We start from the raw sequence: 20134 nt of genomic DNA on the forward strand, positions 1-20134 counted from the left end.
GCGGGAATGGTCAAGCTGCCAGCGCTTTGCCGACCCGGTCGCGGATCTCGGCAAGCGTGAAGGGTTTGTTCACCACGCCGAGTACCGTGCCGTCCATCTCGGCGGCGCGCTCGCGCTGCTCGGCATAGCCGGTCATCAGCAGAAGCCGTAGGCCGGGGAAGGTTCGCGCCGCCGTGCGCGCCATCTCGATGCCGTCCATGGCGGGCATCCGTATATCCGACAGCACGAGGTCGAAGGCGCCCTCTGCGTTCTCCAGTTTTTGAAGCGCATCAATGCCGTCCTCCGCCATCTCCACCATGTGGCCGGCGGCTGCTAGTGCGCGTGCGGTAAAGGTTCGGACCGAATGGTCGTCGTCGACGATCAGAAGTTTTGCCATTGCGTGATTTTGGCCGCCAATTCTTGACGTTCGCTGAACGCGAGGCAAATTCGCGCGATCAGGCCTCGCCCTTCACAATGCCGACAAAGGGCAGCTCGCGAAAAGCATGCGCAACGTCCATTCCGTAGCCCACAACGAAGTAGTCGGGACATTCAAAGCCGACGAAATCAGCCTCAAGGCTCGCCTGCCTGCGCGAATGCTTGTCGAGAAGCACGGCAATGGAAACGGATTTCGCGCCCCGTGAAAGCATCAGGTCACGCGTGTATTGCAAGGTTTTGCCGGACTCCAGAATATCGTCGATCAACAGGATGTCGCGTCCGCTCACATCGTTGTCGATGTCACGCAGCACCTTGATCCCGCCGCTTGTGGTGCCTGCGCCATAGCTCGATATCATGATGAATTCGACCTCCGGGGAAATCCCGGCGTCATGCATGGCGCGAATGAGATCGGCAGCGAAAATGAAGGAGCCCTTCAGAACCGAAATCACAAGCAGGTCGGTGTAGTCGCGAGCGGCAATCTCCTTGGCGAGCTCAAGATTGCGTCGCGCTATGGTGGACGCGGAATAGAGAACTTCGATTTCCTTGCCACGGACGACAGGCATTGCAGGACTGCTCCTTGAACTTCACCAACAATAACGCACAAACTTTACGGCGCCCTGCGTCCTTTAGGGCGCATAAGGGAAGCTGTAAATTATTGAAATCGCCGCGCGCGGCTGGATGCGGCTTTATCCGAGGAGTTTCTTGCGTAGCGTGCGCAGGCCGGTCGCGCAGGACGCGCCGGCCGCGGTGACCAGCGTTGAGGCGAAGCGGGCAGCCTGCGAGCGAAAGCGCAGGCCCGTTCCGCCCCGGCGCAAAATGTAAATGCCGGCAGGCTGTTGCCCCGCCACCGTTGCAAAAATCGGGTGAGGGGCACGGAAATAGTGCTCGGGAAGCAGAGTTTCATATTCCGCTTCCAGGATGTCGTCGTAGTGGCGGCTTCGGCTTGTCCGTGGCAATGCCGGAGTGGTCAGCAACTCGCCCGGCGTGGAGCACACTCGTCTATATTCCATTAGAGACCGAACCGCTTTTTCACAGACAATCCGTCGCATGTAGCGAAGAATGGTTAATGTTTCCGCGATTTGGCTGTTTTCACGCGAATGTTAATCAGGCATTAACCATAACCGCCAAAGGTGAGGTCCGCGTCTCGGGCCGCTATACGCAAACAGCGGCTGCTCATCCGCTTTGAACGCGCAGGTCTGTACACGTGATTCGCTTCGAGAATGTGGGCTTGAGATATGGGATGGGCCCGGAGGTGCTCCGCGACGTCTCGTTCTTTTTGCAGGAACGCTCCTTCCAGTTCCTGAGCGGCCCTTCAGGCACGGGGAAAACCACGTTGCTGCGGCTTCTTTTCATGTCGCTGAAGCCTACCCGCGGGCTCATCACCATCTTCGGCAAGGATCGCTCGCGGATCACGCGCGAGGAACTGCCGCTCATTCGCCGCCGCATCGGTGTCGTCTTTCAGGACTTCCGCCTTCTGGACCACCTCAACACATATGAGAACGTAGCCCTTCCGCTGCGCGTGCGCGGACGCGAGGAGGCGAGCTACCGCAGCGACGTGATCGAACTGCTGAAATGGGTCGGGCTGGGCGATCGCATGCATGTGTTCCCGCCGGTGCTTTCGGGGGGTGAAAAGCAGCGCGCGGCAATTGCGCGCGCGCTCATCGAGCAGCCGCAGATTCTGCTTGCCGACGAGCCGACAGGAAATGTGGACCCGCAGCTTGCGCGCCGTCTGCTGCGCCTTCTGATCGAGCTAAACCGCCTGGGCACGGCAGTGGTTATCGCCACCCATGACATAGGGCTCATGGAACAGGTGGATGCGCGGCGAATGATCCTTTCTGGCGGAAGGCTGGAGATCTATGATTAGATCGATCGCCGCCAGGGACCAGGTCATCCGCCTTGTGGAGTGGGTCGGCGCCATGAAGCAGCAGGGCACGGCGCGGAAGGCGCGCAGGCAGAACCCGATCGTTCCGGCCGATAACATTGCCGGGCGCGCGATGGTGCTCGTCATTGCCATCATGACGTTTCTTTCCTGCTTGACGCTCGGCGCGGTCACGCTCGTGCGTGACACGGCGGCCACCTGGCAGACGCAGATCGCCCGCGAAGCAACCGTCCAGATCAAGCCCGCCGAGGGGCTGGATATGGAGGCCGCTCTGGCGGATGCGCAGCGCATCGTCACCCGCTATCGCGGCGTGCAAAGCGCGACCATCGTCGATCGCCAGGCCACGGCCCGGCTGCTCGAACCGTGGCTTGGGCCAGGTCTCGATATCGAAGAGTTGCCGGTGCCGCGACTCATCATCGTCACGATCGATCCAGCCGAGCGGCCGGATTTCGCGGCGATGCGGGCGGAGTTGCAGCAAGCCGTACCCAGCGCCGTGCTCGATGACCATCGCACCTGGGTTGATCGGCTGGTGGCAATGGCGACAACAACCGTCACCATCGGCATCGGCGTTCTGGCGCTTATGCTTTCGGCCACCGCGCTAACCGTGATTTTTGCCACCCGCGGTGCCATGGCCGGCAACGGCCATGTGATTGAGGTGCTGCATTTCGTGGGCGCGGAAGCAAATTTCATCGCCCGCGAGTTTCGCCGGCATTTCCTGCTCGCCGGGATGCGCGGGGCCGCCGCCGGCGGCCTGGCGGCCGTTATCGTTTTCGTTGTGTTCTCCTGGTGGTCCTCGCACAATGTAGCCACTCCGGAAGGCGATCAGGCGGCAGCGCTATTCGGAAATTTTTCAATCGGCATGTCAGGCTATCTAGGCGTCGGCCTCGTGGTGATTTTGATTGCAGCTCTTACCGCCGCTACTTCGCATATTACGGTCATCAGCTATCTCCGGCATATTGAGACATGACCTCAAAGCATCAATTTTCACGGCTCGAAACTTCGGTTAACGCATTGTGCTCGCGAACAGTTCGCCGCGACTCGCCGTCGCCGCAATTGCCGGTTAATTGTAAGGCAATGACGGGAATTGCGAGTACGTCGGTGGAGAGTGGCTTGCGCCGCCCGCGTCGTATGTGGGTGGGAGTGCGGAGCGCGGCCGCGACTATTTTCCTGTTTTTTGTCCTTTATGTCGCCGGCTTCGGAATCTTTGCAGATCATGTTGTGCGCCTGCGTGCGCCGGCGGAACTCAATCCGGCCGACGGGATCGTGGTGCTTACGGGAGGCCAATCGCGCATTGATACCGGCATGGACCTGCTCAAAGCCGGAAAGGCCAAACGGCTGCTCATCAGCGGCGTCAATCCCGTTGCGCGCGTGGACGATCTGAGGCTTGCCACGGGCGGCGACCGGGCGCTTTTCAACTGTTGTGTGGATATCGACCGGGCTGCACTCAATACGGTTGGCAATGCCCAGGAAAGCGCAAAATGGGTGAGCGCGAATACCTATGGCAGCATCATCGTCGTCACCAATAATTACCACATGCCGCGCAGCCTTCTGGAAATGCGCCGCATCCTGCCAAACGCGGATCTGCAGCCCTATCCTGTAGTCAACACACCGCTTGACGATGGCGCCTGGATCAGCAATCCCGACGCGCTGAGGGTTCTTCTGATCGAGTACACCAAATATATCGCGGCCCTTGCCCGAGGCCTGTTTCCCGCAGAAAAAGGCGAAACGCTTTCAGCGCCTCCAAGCACCACCGTCGCGCACAAATAAACTTCCGCTCTTTACATCGGGCCCGCTTGCGGTAACCAACAGCTGATGGTGGCGCCTCGCGCCTTTCGATCGGGTTCCCGCATGCTCTTCCTCCGCTCGCTGTTTTTCAACATTGCCCTGTATCTGAATACCGTGATCCAGATGCTTCTCTGGGCTCCGATCTATTTCCTGTTGCCGCGGAAAAGTGCCTGGTTCGTGCCGAAATTCTGGGCAGCCTCCTGTTTGTGGCTCCATAAGGTGTGTGCGGGCGCAAGGGCGGAAATCTCCGGCCTCGAAAATCTTCCCGAAGGCTCGTGCATTATTGCTCCGAAGCACCAGTCATTCTGGGACACGATCGCCTTTCTGCCCTGGATCCCCGACGCAGTTTACATCCTGAAGCGGGAACTCATGTGGATCCCGCTTTTCGGCTGGTATGTGGCAAAGATGCGCATGATCCCTATCGATCGCGGGAGCCGCTCGAAGGCTCTGAAACAGGCGGTGAAGATTGGCCGCGAGCGAATGCGGGAAAACCGGCAGCTCATCATCTATCCTGAGGGAACGCGCAGGCCGCCGGGCGCGGAGCCTGCTTACAAATACGGCATCGTCGAGCTCTACACTCAGCTCCAAGTGCCCGTCGTGCCGGTTGCACATGTTGCTGGCCTTTATTGGCCGCGACGGAAATTCATGCGTTATCCCGGCGTGATCCGCGCCCGATTTTTGCCTCCCATCGAGCCGGGGCTCCCACGGGAGGAATTCCTGCGGCGCCTGATCGGGGAAACCGAGGCAGCTTGCGATGAGCTGCTCCTGGACGCGGCGCGTAGCCCTGGCTCCCCACCACTCCCGCCGACCGCTGTTGCGCGTATCGAGCAGCTGAATAGAGAGGCTTCGGCTTCAAAGGAGCAAACGTGAAATTTACGGAAGGCATCCAGTCGCTATAGGCCTTTTGCTGGCTCGGCAATCCCGGCTGCCACAGCTTCCAGCCAGTGATCGCGCAGTCCAAGCGCCCGTAGGTGCTCGACGGTATTGATCACATATTCCTCGTTGCGGCCCGATTGGCCGACCGCGCCCGAGACTCTCCGGGCCGCCTCCGACGGCTCCATTCTCCCCGCATATTGCGGGTGAGAGCGATCGACCACGTAGGCCAGAGCGTTCACGGTCGCCCCGCTCTCCAACCGGACGGGCAGGCGGCGCTCAAGATAGACATTCGTCACCAGCTCCCGTTCCCGCAGATAAGCGATGACTTCGCCGGCGAGTTCGCCGGGGACGAGGAAAGCGAGCCCGAGGCAGGAGCCGCCGCGGTCAAGCCCAAGCACGAGGCCTGGCCGGTCCGGCGTGCCCCGATGCACATGGGAATGGACGCACAATGCACGGCGATAGCCGAATAGACGGGCCTTTCGCGTCTCTACATGAGCAAAACCTGGCCGCCACATCAAAGAGCCGTAGCCAAAGACCCAAAAATCGTCCATTTCGCAATCTTTGCCCTGCTTCGGTAGGGAGAATGCTGATTCGGGTAACGGGAGCAACGCCATGGCGTCAAGCACGAGCTCACGTTTCGGCCGGCGCATCGGGTGGCTTGCCGCCGCGGTTGTCGTTGTCTGCACCGCCTATACGGCAAGCTGGTTCTATGCGGCAGGCGCGCTGGAAACTCGCGTGGCGGCGACGCTCGCCGGCCTCAATGGGGGCGGCGTGCGCGCATTTTGCGAGGAGCCCGAGGCGGCCGGCTTTCCATTCCGCATTGGTTTGCACTGTAAGAGCGTCTTTTACGAGAATGTCGGAGACGGCGTTTCCATCCGGGCAGGTCGGCTGCATTCCACCGCCAATGTTTACCAGCCGTTCCGGGTTCTGAGCGAGCTGGATGGGCCGGCGAAGATCATCCTTCCCTTCACGGTGCCTCTTGAGGCGCGATGGAAGTCACTTCTGGGCAGCCTGCGCTTGTCCCGTCCTTTGCCTGAAAGGCTTTCCTTCGAAGGCGTAGATGTGGAAATCGCGGAGGATGAGAATCAAAAGCCGCTCCTGAGCCTGGGTGACATCCAATTTCATGCGCGGCAAAGGCAGATGGACCTCGAGGCGGCCGTAAGCTTCAGGAACCTCGCCGCTGGCGCGGAAATCGCGCCCAGCCTGCCACCGCTGGAAGGGCGGGCTCTCCTGCTGGTGAAAGATGGCGTCTCCCTGGCCGAAAGCCGCCTTCAGAGCCTGCGCGGGAAGTCGGCTACTATTGAGGAAATGGTTGTTGGCGTCGTGGGGCAAGCGGCTGGATTCTCCGCATCAGGCCCCGTTTCAGTCGGCAATGACGGATTGGTCGACGCCGAGCTTGCCGTCAGGATCGATGATCCCGCCGCGGTTGCGGATATCATGGCGCGCAATTTTCCTGACGAGCGGGAACAGATCATGGCGGCGGCCGGCATGCTCAAGGGGCTCGGCAATACGCCGCTTCAGATCCGTGTCGTGCGGGGCAGGGCCTTCCTTGGCTTTATACCGCTCGGCCAGATTCCCCCTGTCGAGTGAGAACCTGCGTTCAGGAACTATGATTAATGCGCCGTGCGTCCTCAGACGCACAATGGACGCTGTAAACTATTGGAACTAGGAATCGCGCTTTCCGCGAGCCGGTGCGCTGGGCGGATGTGCGACCACCTGACGACCGAAATCCGGTGCGTCCACTTCCTGGCCCGCTTCAATAATCGAGCGCCTGATGGTGCGGGTGCGGGTAAAAAGATCGAAAAGCTTGTCGCCGTCGCCCCAGCGGACCGCCCTTTGCAATGCGGAGAGGTCCTCGGAGAACCGGGCCAGCATCTCCAGGATCGCATCCTTGTTGTGCAGGCATACATCGCGCCACATGGTCGGATCGGAAGCCGCAAGGCGCGTAAAATCGCGGAAACCCGAGGCTGAATACTTGATGACTTCCGACTTCGTCACCGTCTCCAGGTCATCCGCCGTGCCTACGATGTTGTAGGCGATGATGTGAGGAAGGTGCGAAACGATGGCGAGCACCAGGTCGTGGTGCTGCGCGTCCATGACGTCGACCTTGGAGCCACAGCGCTCCCAAAATTGCGTCAGGCGGGACAGCGCGTTCTCGTCCGTATCCGCAAACGGGGTAAGAATGCACCAGCGGCCCTCGAACAGCTCTGCAAATCCCGCATCCGGCCCGGAATGCTCCGTCCCCGCAATCGGATGACCGGGGATGAAATGCACAAAGTCGGGCAGGGCCGGTTTCATCTGCTCGATGACCGACTGCTTGGTCGAGCCTACATCGGTGACGATTGCGCCCGGCTTCAGCGCGCCGGCAATCTCCCGCGCAACACTGCCCGATGCGCCCACAGGCACCGACACGATCACCAGATCAGCGTCTGCCACCGCGTCGGCGGCTTTGGCGAAATATTCGTCGCCGAGACCGAGATCGCGGGCCCTGGCCAATGTTTCCGCGCGCCTTGTGGCGATCGCAATCGTTTTAGCCAGGCCTTCCCGGCGGATCACGCGCGCGATCGAGGAACCTATAAGGCCGATGCCGATGAGCGCGATCTTATTAAAGAGGGGATCGGCCACGATTTACCTTTCCAAGAACTCGGCCAATGCGGCAATCACGCCGCGATTGGCTTCTTCGGTGCCGACCGTGAGGCGAAGCGCGTGGGGAAAGCCGTAGCCGGTGACGCGCCGCAAAATATAGCCGCGGGCCGTCAGGAAGGCGTCCGCCTCTTCGGCGGTCTTGCTGCCATTTTCCGGAAAGTGGATGAGCAAGAAATTCGCAACGCTGGGCGTCACTCGAAGCCCGAGTTTCTCCAACTCCTGCGCCAGCCATGTGCGCCAGGTCTCGTTATGTTCCACGGCCCGCTCCACATGCGCCTTGTCATGCGTTGCAGCCGTGCCGGCTTCGATGGCAATGGCGTTGACGTTGAAGGGTCCGCGCACGCGATTCACCGCATCCACCACATGGATCGGCGCGTACATCCAACCAATGCGAAGACCGGCAAGGCCGTGGATCTTCGAGAAAGTGCGGGTCATGACCACATTGTCATTGGACGAGACAAGCTCGACCCCAGCCTCATAGTCATTGCGGCGCACATATTCGGCGTAGGCAGCATCCAGAACGAGCAGCACCTTGCGCGGCAGTCCGGAGCGCAGGCGCTTCACCTCTTCCATCGGCAGATATGTACCGGTCGGATTGTTCGGGTTTGCGAGGAAAACGATTTTCGTGCGCTCGGTAACCGCAGCCAGGATTGCATCGACGTCGGCGCGCTCATCCTTCTCTCTGGCGACAACAGGCGTGGCCCCCGCCGCGAGGATCTGGATGCGATAGACGAGAAAACCATGCTCAGTGTAGATGCCCTCGTCACCAGGCATGAGATAGGTCTGCGCCAGCAAGGCGAGAAGTTCGTCCGAGCCATTGGAACAGAGGATGTTAGCCGGGTTGAGCCCATGCGCCTTGGCGATCGCGTCGCGCAGCTTCGAAGCAGAGCCGTCGGGGTAGATCTCCAGATGCTGGCTCGCCTCCCGCACTGCTTCCAGAGCCGCGGGGGAGGGGCCGAGCGGCGTCTCGTTGGACGAGAGCTTCCAAATCTTCTCCACGCCGGGAGCGCTTTCGCGGCCGGGCACATAGGCCGCAATGTTCTTGATACCGGGCCTGGGCTGTGGGTGATCGAGCGCAGTCATCGAATGATCCGTGGTTCGAGGCCGCCTGCTTTAGCCTATCAATTCCATTGACGCAAAGGGTTGGCGAGCCTAAATAGCAGGCGAACCCGTGGTGATTTGGCCGGTCGGCTTGCAGCCACGTAAAAGAAGTCGCTAAAAGGCCGTGGATACCAAGTCCGTTGGGACCGGCCGCGATTTCGCCGCCGGTCTTTTTTGTTTGGAGTTTCACGATGCCGATCAAGATTCCCGATCAGCTGCCTGCCCGCGAGGTGCTTGTGCGCGAGGGCGTCTCCGTCATGGATGAAAAGACGGCGCTGCGTCAGGACATTCGTCCGCTGCAGATCGGGCTCTTGAATCTCATGCCGAACAAGATCCGCACCGAGACGCAGTTCGCCCGCCTGATCGGGGCCAGCCCGCTCCAGGTGGAACTGACGCTGGTGCGCATCGGCAACCACAAAGCCAAGAACACGCCGGAAGATCACCTCATCACCTTCTACGAAACCTGGGAAGAGGTGGCGCCGCGCAAGTTCGACGGCTTTATCGTGACGGGTGCTCCCATCGAGCTTTTGCCTTACGAGGACGTCACCTATTGGAACGAAATGACGCGCATTCTCGATTGGACCACTTCCCACGTCCACTCCTCGTTTTTCATCTGCTGGGGCGCGATGGCCGCGGCCTGGCATTTCCACGGCATTCCGAAGCATACGTTGGATAAAAAGGCGTTTGGGGTGTTCCGGCACCGCAACAATGCTCCCGCCTCTCCCTATCTCGCCGGGTTCTCGGACGATTTGGCGCTTCCAGTCTCGCGCTGGACGGAGGTGCGCACTGCCGATATTCCCGCTAATTCCGGCTTGGAAATGCTCATGGATTCGGACGAAACCGGCCCATGCCTGCTCGCGGAAGCCGCCGGGAACCGGCTCTATATGTTCAATCACATCGAGTATGATTCCACATCGCTCAAGGAGGAGTATGACCGGGACGTGGCCGCCGGTGTGCCGATCGAGGTGCCACATGAATATTACCCGGGCAATGATCCGACGCGGCCGCCGCTCAATCGCTGGCGCTCACACGCACATCTGCTCTTCGGCAACTGGATCAACCAGGTGTATCAGACCACGCCTTACGATCTGGACAAGATCGGCAGGAACTTGGAGCATGCCCTTTCCTGACGGGCAACCAGGATAGCCTCATCACCCTAGAAGCGCCGCTGCATCTTTTGCGAGCTTCAGCGTGAGTTCGCCTGCGGGCATTGCCCTTGCAAGTGGCGCGGCCTGGCCGGCCCACAGTGGCGAGAAGTCGCCTGTTCCTGCTTCTTCTGCAGCTTTGCGGAGCGGTCCGACGGCAGCCAAGGCAAGGGGGAAGGCTGGCGCTTCGGCGCTGATCGGCCCCACCTCGCGGACGATCCGGTTGATCAATCCGCGCGCGGGGCGGCCGGTGAAGACGTTTGTCAGCACGGTGCGGTCTTCCCGTGCTTCAGCCAATGCCTGGCGGTGGAGAGGGCCGCTCAAGGCTTCCGGGGTTTGAAGATAGGCTGTGCCGATTTGAACGGCTGATGCACCCAGCATGAAGGCGGCGGCAATGCCGCGGCCGTCCGCGATGCCGCCCGCGGCGATGACCGGTACCGAAACGGCATCCACCACCTGAGGCACGAGCGCCATTGTGCCGGGCTGCGTGTTGATATCGTCCTCCAGGAATATGCCCCGATGTCCCCCCGCTTCGGCGCCTTGAGCAATAATGGCATGGCAGCCGCGCTCATCCAGCCATCGCGCTTCCGCAACTGTCGTGGCGGAGGCGATTATTCTGGCGCCGGTGTTGCGCACGCGCTCAAGCAGCGGCTCTTGCGGCAGGCCGAAATGGAAGCTGACGATCTCCGGCCGAAATTCCTCGACGATTTTACAGCTTTCCTCGTCAAAGGGATTGCGGCCGGCATTCGCCGCTGCGGGAGTGGGATCAAGCTTGAATTCGGCATAATAGGGTTCAAGCCGCTTACGCCAGCCAGCCTCCCGCATTGGGTCGCGATGAGGCGGCTTATGGCAGAAAAAATTGAGGTTTATGGGCTTGCTCACCCGCTGCCGGATGATGCCGAGTTCGGTTCGGATCTGCTCCGGCGATAGCATCGCGCAGGGAAGCGACCCCAGCCCGCCCGCTTCAGCAACGGCTATTGCGAGTTCCGAGCCGCCGGAGCCGGCCATAGGGGCCAGCAGCACCGGCACCTCGATATGAAAAAGGTCGAGAATCCGTCGGTCACGCCACATGCTACCCCTCCTTCTTGTCCATATGGGCGACCGCACGGGTTGCGCCCTGCGGGCTGAGCACGGGAACCAGAACGCGACGCTTGCGGCGGGCCTTTGCGGGAATGCCGTGGTAAAGCCGCTTCTCAGCTTCCACCACAAGCACACCGGCGAAAAGAGGCCAGAAGCGCCTGCCGGTTCGCTCCAGCACCTGGTGGAGCCGCATCAGCCAGCGCCGCCGCGCGGGCGGAAAATGCAGCGTGTCGGCCCAGGCACCAGGGGTGAAGTTCGCTTCACGCAGTAGCTCCACAAGTTGCGAGCGCGAGTAGGGGAGCCCCGTTCCGAACGGCGTATGCTCGAAGCGCGCCCAGACACCGCGCCGGTTCGGCACCACAATGACAATGCGCCCGCCTGGCGCCAGAACGCGCCAGAGCTCGATCAGCATCTGCCGCGGATTTTCCGCGTGTTCCAGCGCGTGGACAACAAGGACACGGTCCACCGCGGCGTCCGCGAGCGGCAATTCTTCCTCGAAGACAAGCGCGGTCGCGGAGGCCCGCCCTGGCGGCCAGCGGAGCGCCCCCTGGCGCGCCGGCATGAAGGCGAACACGCGCTCGGCATCAGCGCCGAAGCGATCGAGCCACGGAATGGCATAGCCGAGACCAACCAGGCGCTCGTCCGGCAGCTTGCACCAGAGCGAAGCCAGCGCCATCGCAATGGACCGTTCCGCAAGCTTGCCGAGCAGGCTTGCGTAGAATGCCCTGAGGTCGACGATATCGGTGTTCATGGGAAAGAGGGTAAGCATCCCCGGCGATTGCTTCAAGAAAGTCTTTCGGCGGGTGACAAAGGTTGGCCTAAACTTTATGTCTCACGGGAACAAAGGAGGCGACGATGACGCTCGAAATCGAACAGTTCATGTGCCGCAGCGATAATTTCGGGATTCTCGCCCGCGATTCCGAAACCGGTATCACGGCCCTGGTGGATGCACCGGAGGAGCAGGCTATTCTGGAGGCGATCAAGCGTACCGGGTGGACGCCCTCGCTGCTTCTCATCACGCATCATCATGCCGATCACGTGGAAGCCAATCTGGCGCTCAAGGAGCGTTTCGGCCTTACCATTATTGGCCCCGCAAAGGAGGCGAGCAAGATTCCCGGCATTGACCGGCAGGTTAACGAGGGCGACGTGGTGCGCGTCGGCAACCAGGAAGCGCGGGTGATCGAAACGCCCGGGCATACGGCAGGTCATATCACCTTTTATTTTGCCAAGGCCGGCATTGCGTTCACCGCAGACACGCTGTTTGCGCTGGGGTGCGGCCGGCTCTTCGAATGCAAGCCACCGGTCATGTACGAGTCGCTCAAGAAACTGGTCGAACTGCCGCTCGAGACCGTCATCTATTGCGGCCACGAATATACGGAGTCCAACGCCCGTTTCGCGCTTTCGGTCGACCCGACCAATTCCGCACTCAAGGAGAGGGCGAAGAAGATCGAGGCACTGAGGCGCGAAGGCAGACCCACGCTGCCCACCACGCTCGGCGAAGAAATGGCCACGAATCCCTTCCTGCGTTGCCATGACCCGGTTCTTCGGAACAATCTCGGCATGAAGAACGCTGCGGATGTCGAGGTCTTTGCCGAAATCCGCAAAAGGAAGGACGTGTTCTAGCCTCAGGCCGCGTTGCCCGCGGTCGCCTGCTTGCGGCGGAGGATCATATTCTTCGCGGCAAGCGCTGCGCCGCCCGTGATGAGAAGACATGCGGCAAGAGTGGTGGCAGTCGGTTCAGCCCGGCCGGCTGCGATCAGGATAAGCGTGGAAAGAAGCGGAGCGGCATAGCTGGAGGCACCCAGGACCTGGATGTTGCCGTGCTTTACGCCGTAATCCCACGCATAGAAGGCCGCCCCAACGGGGAGAAGGCCCAGGCCGAGAACAGCCAGCCATTCGCCTGCGTTTGCGGGCCAGACCGTTTGTTCCAGAGCGAGGTGGCAGATGGCCGAAAGGAGCGCGGTGGCCGCGCAAAACCAGGTCACGATGCTGGTCGGTACCGCCTGGTACCGTCGCGAAAGCAGCGAATAGCCGGACCAGAAGAGCGCGCAGGCTCCAGCCGCCGCATAGCCCAGAAGATAACGGCTCTCGAAGGTGAAGCCGCCGCCCTTGGTGATGATGAGAAATGTGCCGAGGAGGCCGAGGCACGCGCCGGCGATATGATGCCAGCCGAGCCGCTCGCCGGGCATCAGCGCGGAGCCGAGCACGATCAGCAGCGGCCACAGATAGGCGATCAAGCTCGCCTCCACGGCCGGCGCGTTGCGAAGCGCCGTGAAGTAGAGGAAGTGGTAGCCGAAGAGCCCGCCGATTCCGATGAGCCACACCATCGGCGGCACTTTCTCGCTTTTGCGGAAGGCCGGGGAAGCAGCCTGAGCGGTAAGCCCGACGGCCGTTCCGATGGCGAAAGTCATTGCGGAAAGCTGGAGGGGCGGCACCTGGCCTGACGCCGCTGTCATAAGCGCCAGCAGCGCCCACATGGCAACTGCCGAAAAGCCAATCAATGTGGCACGCGCCATCCTTTCTCTCCGAAGTCACATCGCACGCGCCCTGATGTGCACTGTTCCGATCTTGGTGGCAATGGTGGCTTCGACAGGCGAATAGAGATCCCGTCGCGCGACCGGCGTGAACCCCACCAAAATACGCGAGCGATCGCGCAGATAAGTGATGGAGGAATGGTTCTTCCGGTAGCCCGAGACCGGCACGAATCGCGCCTGGCAGGTGACCTCGGCCCTGCGAAAACGTTCCCGCTCGCTCGCGGGCTGAAGAACGATATTGGCGCGGATCTCACCGTCATAGAGGCGGATCGTGCGGTTGCAGACCGCCGCCGCGCCGCCCGAAACGGGCAACAGCAGGGCGGATAAGGGGTCGGCCACACCGGAGAGGTGTTTGCGGGCAAGCGGGACCCAGTCGTCTCCGCGCTTCTTCAGCGGCGGATCGTTCCTGGTCTCGACCACCTTGCTGCCACTGAAGCGTATCGTCGTGATCTGGCGCTTGCTGCCTTCGGTGTATTCCAGCTCGTAGAGGCTCGGGCGCGCGGCCTCTTTTCCAAGGCGGCCATTCACTTTCACCGTGCCGTCGGTGCGCTCGAAGATGCGCGCGATGCCGGCGCTGGCGAATCTGCCGGCGACCGCGAAATCATTGCCTTCGAAACGGCTTTCGAATGTGGCGCGCCCCACGGGCAAACCGAAAAGCGAGGCGTCGTACTGCACCCGGTAGGATTGCAACGCGGCGGAAAGCGGCGTCGTCACGGCGGCGAGCATCAAGGCGGCGACGACCGCGCGTGCACGCAAGAAAGTCATCTTCGGTCTCCAAAGCGGCCATCCCGCCGCAATGCGCCCCTTTCCCCGATAGAAAAACGGCAATTTGGCGGATATGTGGACGTCCGCGCCCGCCTCGCGAAGGGTCGTGTCCCGGTCTTGCTTTCGAGCGGGTGAGGAGCGAAACCTTCCCGGAGGCACCCGAAGGGGCTGCTAATGATACGCGGGGTGCATCATCAGGCCCGGGCGTTTCTCCCCTCTTTTGGGGGCGGCCTAAGCCGCCATCCCGAAGCCTTCCATCTGCGCCTTCATAGCCCGCTGGAAGGCCGGCCGCGCTTCGCAGCGCTCCTTATAGGCCTTCAGCGCCGGGTACGCCTCCAGCAGGTCTGTGTGCTGCAGGATTCGCAGAACATCCGCCATCATCAGGTCGCCCACCGTGAAGCGCCCTTCAAGATAGTCCTTCCCGCCGAGCGCCTTCTCCAGCATCGCCAGCCGGTCGCGCACGAAAGCCTCGACCTGAGGTCGCCGCTCGCTAGTCCAAGCCTCCTCGGCATGAAACAGGTCGATGACGGCGAGTTCCTGGACCGCGATCTCCACCGAGTTCAGCGCCGCGAAGAGCCAGGCGATCGCCCGCGCGCGCCCGGCGGGCTCGGTCGGCAGCAGCATCTCGCTCTGCTCCGCTATGTGGAGCGCGATCGCTCCGCTCTCGAACAGCACCAGCCCATCTTCCTCGATTGCAGGCGCCTGTCCAAAAGGCTGGCGCGCCAGATGCTCGGGCGATCTCTGTTCCGCGCCCAGCGTAACCGTGCGTACCCGGTAGGGAAGGTCCGCCTCCTCCAGCGCCCAGCGAACGCGGAACGCCCGCATCAGCGGCGCGGCGAAATCCGGAACCCATTCATAGGTCGTCAGCGTAATCATGTGCGCAATCCTTTCTGCTCTGCCAGGGCGATGTTCTCGACATAGACCTGCTGCTTGTTGAACAGGGAGTTCCACCCGCCGATGTGGCTGTCGCGGATTGCCACGGTCGAGAACGGCGTCTGATGGAAGGTCTGGATTGTCTTCCCGTCCTTCTCCGCGAGGGTCACGGTCACTACCGTGTCGCAGTCCCGCCCCGCTTCCTCGTCCCACTGGAAGGTGAAGACGATGCGTCTGTCCTTCTCCACCTCGCGGATCGTGCCGCCGAATCTGGACAGCCCGAACTGTTTCGACGTCATCGCCCCACGCCATGGCCTTCCGGGCGTCAATTCCCAATCGAGCTCGATGGTCGTGAACTTCTCCGGGCCCCACCAACGCAGCATATGATCCCGGTCTTCCCACAGGCGGAAGACAAGGGCTGCCGGCGCGTCGAATTCCCGTTCGATCAGCAGTTCGTCGTCGCGGATCTCGCTCATTGCTTCTTCCCCTTCGCCTCTGCCTTGGTGATCTCGCTCAGATACGCATCCATCCGGTCGAAGCTTCCTTCCCAGAACTTCCGGTACTTTCCGAGCCAGTCGTCGACCTCTTTCAGAGGTGCTGCCTCCAGCTTGCATGGCCGCCATTGGGCCTGGCGTCCGCGCGAGATCAGGCCGGCGCCCTCCAGCACCTTCAGATGCCGCGAGACCGACGGCAACGAGATGTCGAACGGCTCGGCGAGTTCGTTGACGGTCGCCGCGCCCTGGCTGAGCCGCGCCAGGATCGCGCGCCGAGTGGGATCGGCCAGCGCCGACAAGGTCACGCTGAGAGGATCATCCGCATGCTGCATATTTAGCAATCTCTCTAATTAGCATAGTTGCTAAATACAGCCGTCGAAAACTTTCGTCAAGAGGAATGCAGTCGTACATCGCCAACCGGGAGAGAAGAGGCGCATGGCAAGCGGTATAAAGGCCGCCTACGGCTCATGGGCCGCGCTTTGCGCGCCAGGCACTACCCGGCGCGGGCAAAGCTTGACCATAGACGGTTTTGCCTTTATGGAACCCGCTACTTCCACGAGGCCGCTTAAGGACCCGCGCGCCGCAGTTTTGGTGCGGTAGTTGGTCATGGCCCGAAAGATAAAGGATAAAACCAATGTCCCGCGCTTGCGAACTGACCGGCAAGGCCGTGATGAGCGGCAACAATGTGAGCCACGCCAACAACAAGACCCGGCGTCGCTTCCTCCCCAATCTCTGCGACGTAACGCTGATGTCCGAGGCGCTCGGCCAGAGCTACCGCTTGCGCGTTTCAGCCAATGCGCTCCGCTCCGTGGAGCATCGCGGCGGGCTTGACGCCTTTCTCCTGAAGGCCAAGTCCAACGAGCTTTCGCAGCGTGCCCGGCTTCTCAAGAAGCAGGTCGCCAAGAAGCTCACCGAGCAGACCGAGGCCTGATCGGTTTCCCTTAGGCGGGCTTGCCCGCCCACTGGTTCCATCACCCAGGATAAAAAAATGAACCGTGTCCTCGCAGTCTGGCCGTTCGTGGCCGCCATGGCAATCGTGGTGGCCGCGTCGAATTTCCTCGTCCAGTTTCCCTTCGCACATTTCGGGCTCGGCGAGATCCTCACCTGGGGCGCTTTTACTTATCCCATCGCCTTCCTTGTCAATGATCTAACCAACCGGCGCTTCGGGCCGGCGGCGGCACGCCGGGTGGTGATCGTGGGCTTCGTGCTGGCCATGGTGCTCTCCGTATTGCTTGCCAGCCCGCGCATTGCGCTTGCCTCGGGTTCGGCATTCCTGGCCGCGCAGCTCCTCGATGTTGCAATCTTTGACCGGCTGCGGCGAAGCGCCTGGTGGCGGGCGCCGCTGATCTCTACACTCGTCGGCTCTTCGCTGGACACCCTCTTGTTCTTCTCTCTCGCTTTTGCCGCTGCGTTCTCCTTCCTGGATACCGCCCTTGGCCTTCAAGACGGCTCGCTCGCCTTTCCCGTGCCTTTGTTCGGCCTTGGCGTGGAAGTGCCGCTTTGGGTTTCCCTGGCATTGGGTGATCTCTGCCTAAAGCTTTTGATCGGCTTTGCCATGCTTGTGCCCTACGGCGCGATGCTGACGATGCTCCGGCCAGCGGAGCCCGCGCGGTAGCTTCACTCTTCCAGCAACCTGAACTCCAGATAGAGGTTGCGCTGGAGGATGGAGTGGTTGTCGTCCGACATCAACGAGACCATGGTCGCGCCGTCCGGGCGCTGCCATATATCGAGCGCTTCCATATTGTCGATCTGGTAACTCATATCGGCCTGGAGGAGTACCGGGCCGTCTGCCACGCCGCCTTCGCGGATGGTTTCCGCCTCAATCCGGCGCAGCCGCATCGCCACACCGTCCAACATCGAGAAACGGCGCTCAAGCAGCAGTAGATCGCCATCGGGCAGAAAGGCGCCGTCCGTGATATCGAACTCGTCCCGGCGGGCGACGGTGAAGACCCCTTTGCGCGGTCCATCGAGGATCGCGGCGAAAACATTTCCCTGCGTGTCGATGCTGCGCTCGGCCACGGTCACAAGGGCGCCGAGGAGGGCGCTTTCTTCCGGCGCGAAAGCCACCGTCTCCAAGCCGCCATTGATGCGCAGCTCGTGGCGAGGCACGAGGAAATCCAGATTGGCGATCGGCGCGCCCATATGTCCCGACACCAGCCGGAATTCCGAGAGGCGATGGTCCCTCTCGAATCCTACGACGACGGTTTCCCCGCGCACGGCAATGGATTCAGCATCGGTCGTCCATTTTTCGCCCGACTTTCCATCGGCATCCAGTATCGGGCTCATGGTGAAGTTTTCTATGGCGCTCGGGCGGCCTTTCTCGTCATGAACGACGCTGCCGAAGAACCAGAAGCCCGTGTCAGTCACCCCAATGAACTGGCCGCCTGGGGATAGGAAACGGAAGGAGGAGAGGGCGCCGAAGCCGCGGTCGCGTGATACCATTTCAAGCCCGCCGACAAATTCGAGCTGGCCGAAACGGGTCTGCTCCGAGCCGATGCGGAACTCGGTAATGGGCCGGGTGGAGATGGCAAGAGCCTGCGGAACCGCATCATGCGCCGTGGCCGTGGGAAGGGAAATGAGGCTTGCACTGAGAAGGGCGAGGCCGAAAACGCCCGCCCGCGCCTCGTCAGCCCGCACGGCGCATCTGCCCCACGGACCGGCTGCCGCGGCGGAAGCCCTCTTCCTCGAACAGGGAGGCAAGCTGCTCCGTCATCGCGCCAGCCAGCTCTTCCGCGTCGACAATCGTTACTGCACGACGATAGTAGCGGGTCACGTCGTGGCCGATACCGATTGCAAGCAGTTCAACGGGCGAGCGCGTCTCGATCAGGTCGATAATGCCGCGCAGATGACGTTCCAGATAGTTTCCGGGATTTACGGATAGCGTCGAGTCATCGACCGGCGCTCCGTCCGAGATCATCATCAGGATCTTTCGCTGCTCGGGCCTGCCGATGAGGCGGTGATGCGCCCAGAGCAGCGCCTCGCCATCGATATTCTCCTTGAGCAGGCCCTCGCGCATCATGAGACCCAGATTGCGCCTTGCGCGCCGCCACGGAGTATCGGCGGATTTGTATATGATGTGGCGCAAATCGTTGAGCCGCCCGGGACCGGCGGGCTTGCCCTCCTTGAGCCATTTTTCACGAGCCTGCCCGCCCTTCCAGGCGCGCGTGGTAAAGCCCAGGATCTCAACGCGGACGCCGCAACGCTCCAATGTCCGCGCCAAGATGTCGGCGCAGGTCGCGGCAACGGAGATGGGCCGCCCGCGCATCGAACCCGAATTGTCGATGAGCAGCGTGACCACCGTGTCGCGGAAATTCGTGTCATGCTCCTGTTTGAAGGAAAGCGGCTGCATGGGATCGATGATCAGGCGCGGCAGACGCGCCGTATCCAGCACGCCCTCTTCCAGGTCGAACTCCCAGGAGCGGTTCTGCTGGGCCATCAAGCGGCGCTGCAGGCGGTTTGCCAGCCTCCCAACGACACCCTGCAGATTGGCGAGTTGCTTGTCGAGGAAGGCCCGCAGCCGGTCGAGCTCCTGCTCGTCGCAAAGTTCCTCCGCACCGATCATTTCGTCAAATTCAGTGGTGAAGACGCGGTAATCGATCGCATGCGCGGCCTGGTCGAAAGGACTTTCGGGCCGACGGGCCTCGCCAGGTGTTTCGGCGTCGATGTCTTCCTGGTCGGTGGCATCCTCGGCCGTGGTGGCGGCGGCTTCGCTCTCGCCGGCTTCGTTTTCGTCGCTCGAAGCGTCCGCCTCCTCGGCCTGGCTTCGTTCGCCCTCCGACTGGTCCTCGCCGCCTTCCTCAGAAGCGTCCTCGCCCTGGGGCTGGTCGTTATCCTCTTCGCTCTCCTCGTTCTGCTGATCCTCGGCGAGGTCCTCGCCCATTTCCATGGCGCCCAACAGCTCGCGGACGGCGCGGGCGAACGCGTCCTGGTCGTTGATGCGCGGAAGCAGCGTGTCCAAGTCGGCGCCGGTTTTTTCCTCGATCCAATCGCGCCAAAGAGCGACGAGCCGTTCGCCGCTCTTCGGCGCCGGTCGCCCGGTCAGCTTCTCGCGAACCATCAGGGCAAGCGCTTCCTCCAGCGGAGCCTCCGCGCGGTCGCGCACCTCGGAAAGGTTCGCGCGGGCGTATTTGTCCTCCAGCATGGCGGCCAGGTTGTCAGACACACCCTGCATGGAGCGGGCGCCGATCGCTTCCACCCGCGCCTGCTCGACGGCATCGAAGATGGCGCGGGCCTGGGTGCCATGCGGCGCCAGCCGACTATGCAGGCGCGCGTCGTGACAAGCATGGCGAAGCGCCATGGAGTCACCCAAGCCGCGGGTCACGCTCAATGCTTCGGCCGTCGTCTTCTTGGGCAAATCCGGCAGCCGGACCCGCGTTCCCGCCAGTGCCGGCTTGTCCTTGGAGAAGACAACCTCGACCTCATGATCGCCAGCAATTGCCCGCACGCAGCCGGTGAGCGCGCGCTTGAACGGATCAAGCGGGTTTTCGGCGGGCTGTCCTGGCTTGCGGTTTGTCTGGCTCACGAATGACCTTCCAAGCCGCT

24 protein-coding genes and 1 riboswitch are annotated in these 20134 nt (G+C 61.8%); of the genes, 9 read left to right on the forward strand and 15 right to left on the reverse strand.

The annotated features are described in order from the left end of the window. Window positions 1-10: 10 nt before the first annotated feature. The 3 genes from GNP00_RS20575 to GNP00_RS20585 all read right to left on the reverse strand — a co-directional run bounded on the left by GNP00_RS20575 (window position 11) and on the right by GNP00_RS20585 (window position 1424). Window positions 11-376, reverse strand: coding sequence for a response regulator (locus GNP00_RS20575; protein WP_011582407.1), 366 nt, complete (start codon window positions 374-376; stop codon window positions 11-13). A 58-nt stretch (window positions 377-434) separates the two neighbouring features. Beyond that, window positions 435-977, reverse strand: a complete 543-nt coding sequence (hpt, locus tag GNP00_RS20580) for a hypoxanthine phosphoribosyltransferase (protein ID WP_011582406.1) — start codon at window positions 975-977, stop codon at window positions 435-437. Window positions 978-1100: 123 nt separating this feature from the next. Continuing rightward, a complete protein-coding gene (locus GNP00_RS20585) occupies window positions 1101-1424 on the reverse strand; it encodes a hypothetical protein (RefSeq protein WP_157038109.1) in 324 nt (107 codons plus the stop codon). Window positions 1425-1618: 194 nt separating this feature from the next. On the opposite strand from GNP00_RS20585, the gene ftsE reads away from it, so the two are divergent. The 4 genes from ftsE to GNP00_RS20605 all read left to right on the forward strand — a co-directional run bounded on the left by ftsE (window position 1619) and on the right by GNP00_RS20605 (window position 4948). Further along, a complete protein-coding gene (ftsE, locus tag GNP00_RS20590; protein WP_011582404.1) occupies window positions 1619-2278 on the forward strand; it encodes a cell division ATP-binding protein FtsE in 660 nt (219 codons plus the stop codon). Between the two features lie 52 nt (window positions 2279-2330). Further along, the gene (locus tag GNP00_RS20595; protein ID WP_049764951.1) at window positions 2331-3260 is read left to right on the forward strand and encodes a cell division protein FtsX; all 930 of its coding nucleotides are present in this window, start codon (window positions 2331-2333) and stop codon (window positions 3258-3260) included. 143 nt (window positions 3261-3403) lie between these two features. After that, window positions 3404-4060 carry a YdcF family protein gene (locus GNP00_RS20600; protein ID WP_011582402.1) on the forward strand — a complete coding sequence of 219 codons (657 nt, stop codon included), beginning with the start codon at window positions 3404-3406 and terminating at the stop codon, window positions 4058-4060. 81 nt (window positions 4061-4141) lie between these two features. After that, complete coding sequence (locus GNP00_RS20605) at window positions 4142-4948, forward strand: lysophospholipid acyltransferase family protein (protein ID WP_011582401.1); 807 nt, start codon at window positions 4142-4144, stop codon at window positions 4946-4948. A 23-nt stretch (window positions 4949-4971) separates the two neighbouring features. Here the strand turns inward: GNP00_RS20605 and GNP00_RS20610 are convergent, their stop codons facing one another. Continuing rightward, window positions 4972-5505, reverse strand: a complete 534-nt coding sequence (locus GNP00_RS20610) for a gamma-glutamylcyclotransferase (protein WP_011582400.1) — start codon at window positions 5503-5505, stop codon at window positions 4972-4974. A 61-nt stretch (window positions 5506-5566) separates the two neighbouring features. Here GNP00_RS20610 and GNP00_RS20615 point away from each other — a divergent pair, with 61 nt between their 5' ends. Next, on the forward strand, window positions 5567-6544 hold the full coding sequence (locus tag GNP00_RS20615; RefSeq protein ID WP_011582399.1) for a DUF2125 domain-containing protein: 978 nt from the start codon (window positions 5567-5569) through the stop codon (window positions 6542-6544). Window positions 6545-6619: 75 nt separating this feature from the next. Here the strand turns inward: GNP00_RS20615 and GNP00_RS20620 are convergent, their stop codons facing one another. Both GNP00_RS20620 and hisC read right to left on the reverse strand, forming a co-directional pair. Next, window positions 6620-7579 carry a prephenate/arogenate dehydrogenase family protein gene (locus tag GNP00_RS20620; RefSeq protein WP_011582398.1) on the reverse strand — a complete coding sequence of 320 codons (960 nt, stop codon included), beginning with the start codon at window positions 7577-7579 and terminating at the stop codon, window positions 6620-6622. Window positions 7580-7582: 3 nt separating this feature from the next. Further along, window positions 7583-8683: a histidinol-phosphate transaminase gene (gene hisC / locus GNP00_RS20625; protein ID WP_011582397.1), complete on the reverse strand. Its 1101-nt coding sequence runs from the start codon at window positions 8681-8683 to the stop codon at window positions 7583-7585. A 78-nt stretch (window positions 8684-8761) separates the two neighbouring features. After that, window positions 8762-8839, forward strand: a riboswitch (SAM riboswitch). 53 nt (window positions 8840-8892) lie between these two features. Between hisC and metA the strand changes: the two genes are divergently transcribed. Continuing rightward, window positions 8893-9831 (forward strand): homoserine O-acetyltransferase MetA, encoded by a 939-nt coding sequence (gene metA, locus GNP00_RS20630; protein WP_011582396.1) that lies wholly within the window; start codon window positions 8893-8895, stop codon window positions 9829-9831. Window positions 9832-9852: 21 nt separating this feature from the next. On the opposite strand, the gene GNP00_RS20635 is transcribed toward metA, so the two are convergent. Then, on the reverse strand, window positions 9853-10917 hold the full coding sequence (locus tag GNP00_RS20635; protein ID WP_011582395.1) for an NAD(P)H-dependent flavin oxidoreductase: 1065 nt from the start codon (window positions 10915-10917) through the stop codon (window positions 9853-9855). 1 nt (window position 10918) lies between these two features. Further along, window positions 10919-11677: a class I SAM-dependent methyltransferase gene (locus tag GNP00_RS20640; protein WP_166016271.1), complete on the reverse strand. Its 759-nt coding sequence runs from the start codon at window positions 11675-11677 to the stop codon at window positions 10919-10921. Between the two features lie 104 nt (window positions 11678-11781). Here GNP00_RS20640 and gloB point away from each other — a divergent pair, with 104 nt between their 5' ends. Continuing rightward, window positions 11782-12549, forward strand: coding sequence for a hydroxyacylglutathione hydrolase (gene gloB / locus GNP00_RS20645; RefSeq protein WP_011582393.1), 768 nt, complete (start codon window positions 11782-11784; stop codon window positions 12547-12549). Between the two features lie 2 nt (window positions 12550-12551). On the opposite strand, the gene yddG is transcribed toward gloB, so the two are convergent. From yddG to GNP00_RS20670, 5 genes are all read right to left on the reverse strand, one after another. Next, window positions 12552-13442, reverse strand: coding sequence for an aromatic amino acid exporter YddG (gene yddG / locus GNP00_RS20650; RefSeq protein ID WP_011582392.1), 891 nt, complete (start codon window positions 13440-13442; stop codon window positions 12552-12554). A 15-nt stretch (window positions 13443-13457) separates the two neighbouring features. Beyond that, entirely contained in the window at window positions 13458-14225 is a 768-nt protein-coding gene (locus GNP00_RS20655; protein WP_011582391.1) for a DUF3108 domain-containing protein, read from the reverse strand. A 231-nt stretch (window positions 14226-14456) separates the two neighbouring features. Continuing rightward, complete coding sequence (locus tag GNP00_RS20660; protein ID WP_011582390.1) at window positions 14457-15101, reverse strand: glutathione S-transferase family protein; 645 nt, start codon at window positions 15099-15101, stop codon at window positions 14457-14459. Continuing rightward, on the reverse strand, window positions 15098-15574 hold the full coding sequence (locus GNP00_RS20665) for an SRPBCC family protein (protein WP_011582389.1): 477 nt from the start codon (window positions 15572-15574) through the stop codon (window positions 15098-15100). Before GNP00_RS20665 ends, GNP00_RS20660 begins: the two co-directional genes overlap by 4 nt. After that, window positions 15571-15924, reverse strand: coding sequence for an ArsR/SmtB family transcription factor (locus GNP00_RS20670; protein ID WP_011582388.1), 354 nt, complete (start codon window positions 15922-15924; stop codon window positions 15571-15573). The genes GNP00_RS20665 and GNP00_RS20670 overlap by 4 nt, the downstream gene beginning before the upstream one ends. A 302-nt stretch (window positions 15925-16226) precedes the next feature. On the opposite strand from GNP00_RS20670, the gene rpmB reads away from it, so the two are divergent. Beyond that, on the forward strand, window positions 16227-16523 hold the full coding sequence (gene rpmB, locus GNP00_RS20675) for a 50S ribosomal protein L28 (protein WP_011582387.1): 297 nt from the start codon (window positions 16227-16229) through the stop codon (window positions 16521-16523). Window positions 16524-16580: 57 nt separating this feature from the next. After that, window positions 16581-17207, forward strand: coding sequence for a queuosine precursor transporter (locus GNP00_RS20680; protein WP_011582386.1), 627 nt, complete (start codon window positions 16581-16583; stop codon window positions 17205-17207). Window positions 17208-17209: 2 nt separating this feature from the next. On the opposite strand, the gene GNP00_RS20685 is transcribed toward GNP00_RS20680, so the two are convergent. Continuing rightward, window positions 17210-18229, reverse strand: a complete 1020-nt coding sequence (locus GNP00_RS20685; RefSeq protein ID WP_011582385.1) for an esterase-like activity of phytase family protein — start codon at window positions 18227-18229, stop codon at window positions 17210-17212. Beyond that, window positions 18219-20114 (reverse strand): cobaltochelatase subunit CobT, encoded by a 1896-nt coding sequence (gene cobT, locus GNP00_RS20690; RefSeq protein ID WP_011582384.1) that lies wholly within the window; start codon window positions 20112-20114, stop codon window positions 18219-18221. The genes GNP00_RS20685 and cobT overlap by 11 nt, the downstream gene beginning before the upstream one ends. Between the last annotated feature and the right edge of the window lie 20 nt (window positions 20115-20134).

The organism is Chelativorans multitrophicus (genome assembly GCF_011317445.1).
GTDB lineage: Bacteria > Pseudomonadota > Alphaproteobacteria > Rhizobiales > Rhizobiaceae > Chelativorans > Chelativorans multitrophicus.

What these genes read in the sequence shown, in the direction of transcription:
- GNP00_RS20605 (WP_011582401.1), top strand. Translation starts at nt 4,142, where the DNA reads ATGCTCTTCCTCCGCTCGCTGTTTTTCAACATTGCCCTGTATCTGAAT.
- yddG (WP_011582392.1), bottom strand. Translation starts at nt 13,442, where the DNA reads ATGGCGCGTGCCACATTGATTGGCTTTTCGGCAGTTGCCATGTGGGCG.
- GNP00_RS20680 (WP_011582386.1), top strand. Translation starts at nt 16,581, where the DNA reads ATGAACCGTGTCCTCGCAGTCTGGCCGTTCGTGGCCGCCATGGCAATC.
- hisC (WP_011582397.1), bottom strand. Translation starts at nt 8,683, where the DNA reads ATGACTGCGCTCGATCACCCACAGCCCAGGCCCGGTATCAAGAACATT.
- hpt (WP_011582406.1), bottom strand. Translation starts at nt 977, where the DNA reads ATGCCTGTCGTCCGTGGCAAGGAAATCGAAGTTCTCTATTCCGCGTCC.
- rpmB (WP_011582387.1), top strand. Translation starts at nt 16,227, where the DNA reads ATGTCCCGCGCTTGCGAACTGACCGGCAAGGCCGTGATGAGCGGCAAC.
- metA (WP_011582396.1), top strand. Translation starts at nt 8,893, where the DNA reads ATGCCGATCAAGATTCCCGATCAGCTGCCTGCCCGCGAGGTGCTTGTG.
- GNP00_RS20660 (WP_011582390.1), bottom strand. Translation starts at nt 15,101, where the DNA reads ATGATTACGCTGACGACCTATGAATGGGTTCCGGATTTCGCCGCGCCG.
- GNP00_RS20585 (WP_157038109.1), bottom strand. Translation starts at nt 1,424, where the DNA reads ATGGAATATAGACGAGTGTGCTCCACGCCGGGCGAGTTGCTGACCACT.
- GNP00_RS20615 (WP_011582399.1), top strand. Translation starts at nt 5,567, where the DNA reads ATGGCGTCAAGCACGAGCTCACGTTTCGGCCGGCGCATCGGGTGGCTT.
- GNP00_RS20665 (WP_011582389.1), bottom strand. Translation starts at nt 15,574, where the DNA reads ATGAGCGAGATCCGCGACGACGAACTGCTGATCGAACGGGAATTCGAC.
- GNP00_RS20595 (WP_049764951.1), top strand. Translation starts at nt 2,331, where the DNA reads ATGAAGCAGCAGGGCACGGCGCGGAAGGCGCGCAGGCAGAACCCGATC.
- GNP00_RS20640 (WP_166016271.1), bottom strand. Translation starts at nt 11,677, where the DNA reads ATGAACACCGATATCGTCGACCTCAGGGCATTCTACGCAAGCCTGCTC.
- gloB (WP_011582393.1), top strand. Translation starts at nt 11,782, where the DNA reads ATGACGCTCGAAATCGAACAGTTCATGTGCCGCAGCGATAATTTCGGG.
- GNP00_RS20655 (WP_011582391.1), bottom strand. Translation starts at nt 14,225, where the DNA reads ATGACTTTCTTGCGTGCACGCGCGGTCGTCGCCGCCTTGATGCTCGCC.
- GNP00_RS20575 (WP_011582407.1), bottom strand. Translation starts at nt 376, where the DNA reads ATGGCAAAACTTCTGATCGTCGACGACGACCATTCGGTCCGAACCTTT.
- GNP00_RS20635 (WP_011582395.1), bottom strand. Translation starts at nt 10,917, where the DNA reads ATGTGGCGTGACCGACGGATTCTCGACCTTTTTCATATCGAGGTGCCG.
- GNP00_RS20610 (WP_011582400.1), bottom strand. Translation starts at nt 5,505, where the DNA reads ATGGACGATTTTTGGGTCTTTGGCTACGGCTCTTTGATGTGGCGGCCA.
- GNP00_RS20670 (WP_011582388.1), bottom strand. Translation starts at nt 15,924, where the DNA reads ATGCAGCATGCGGATGATCCTCTCAGCGTGACCTTGTCGGCGCTGGCC.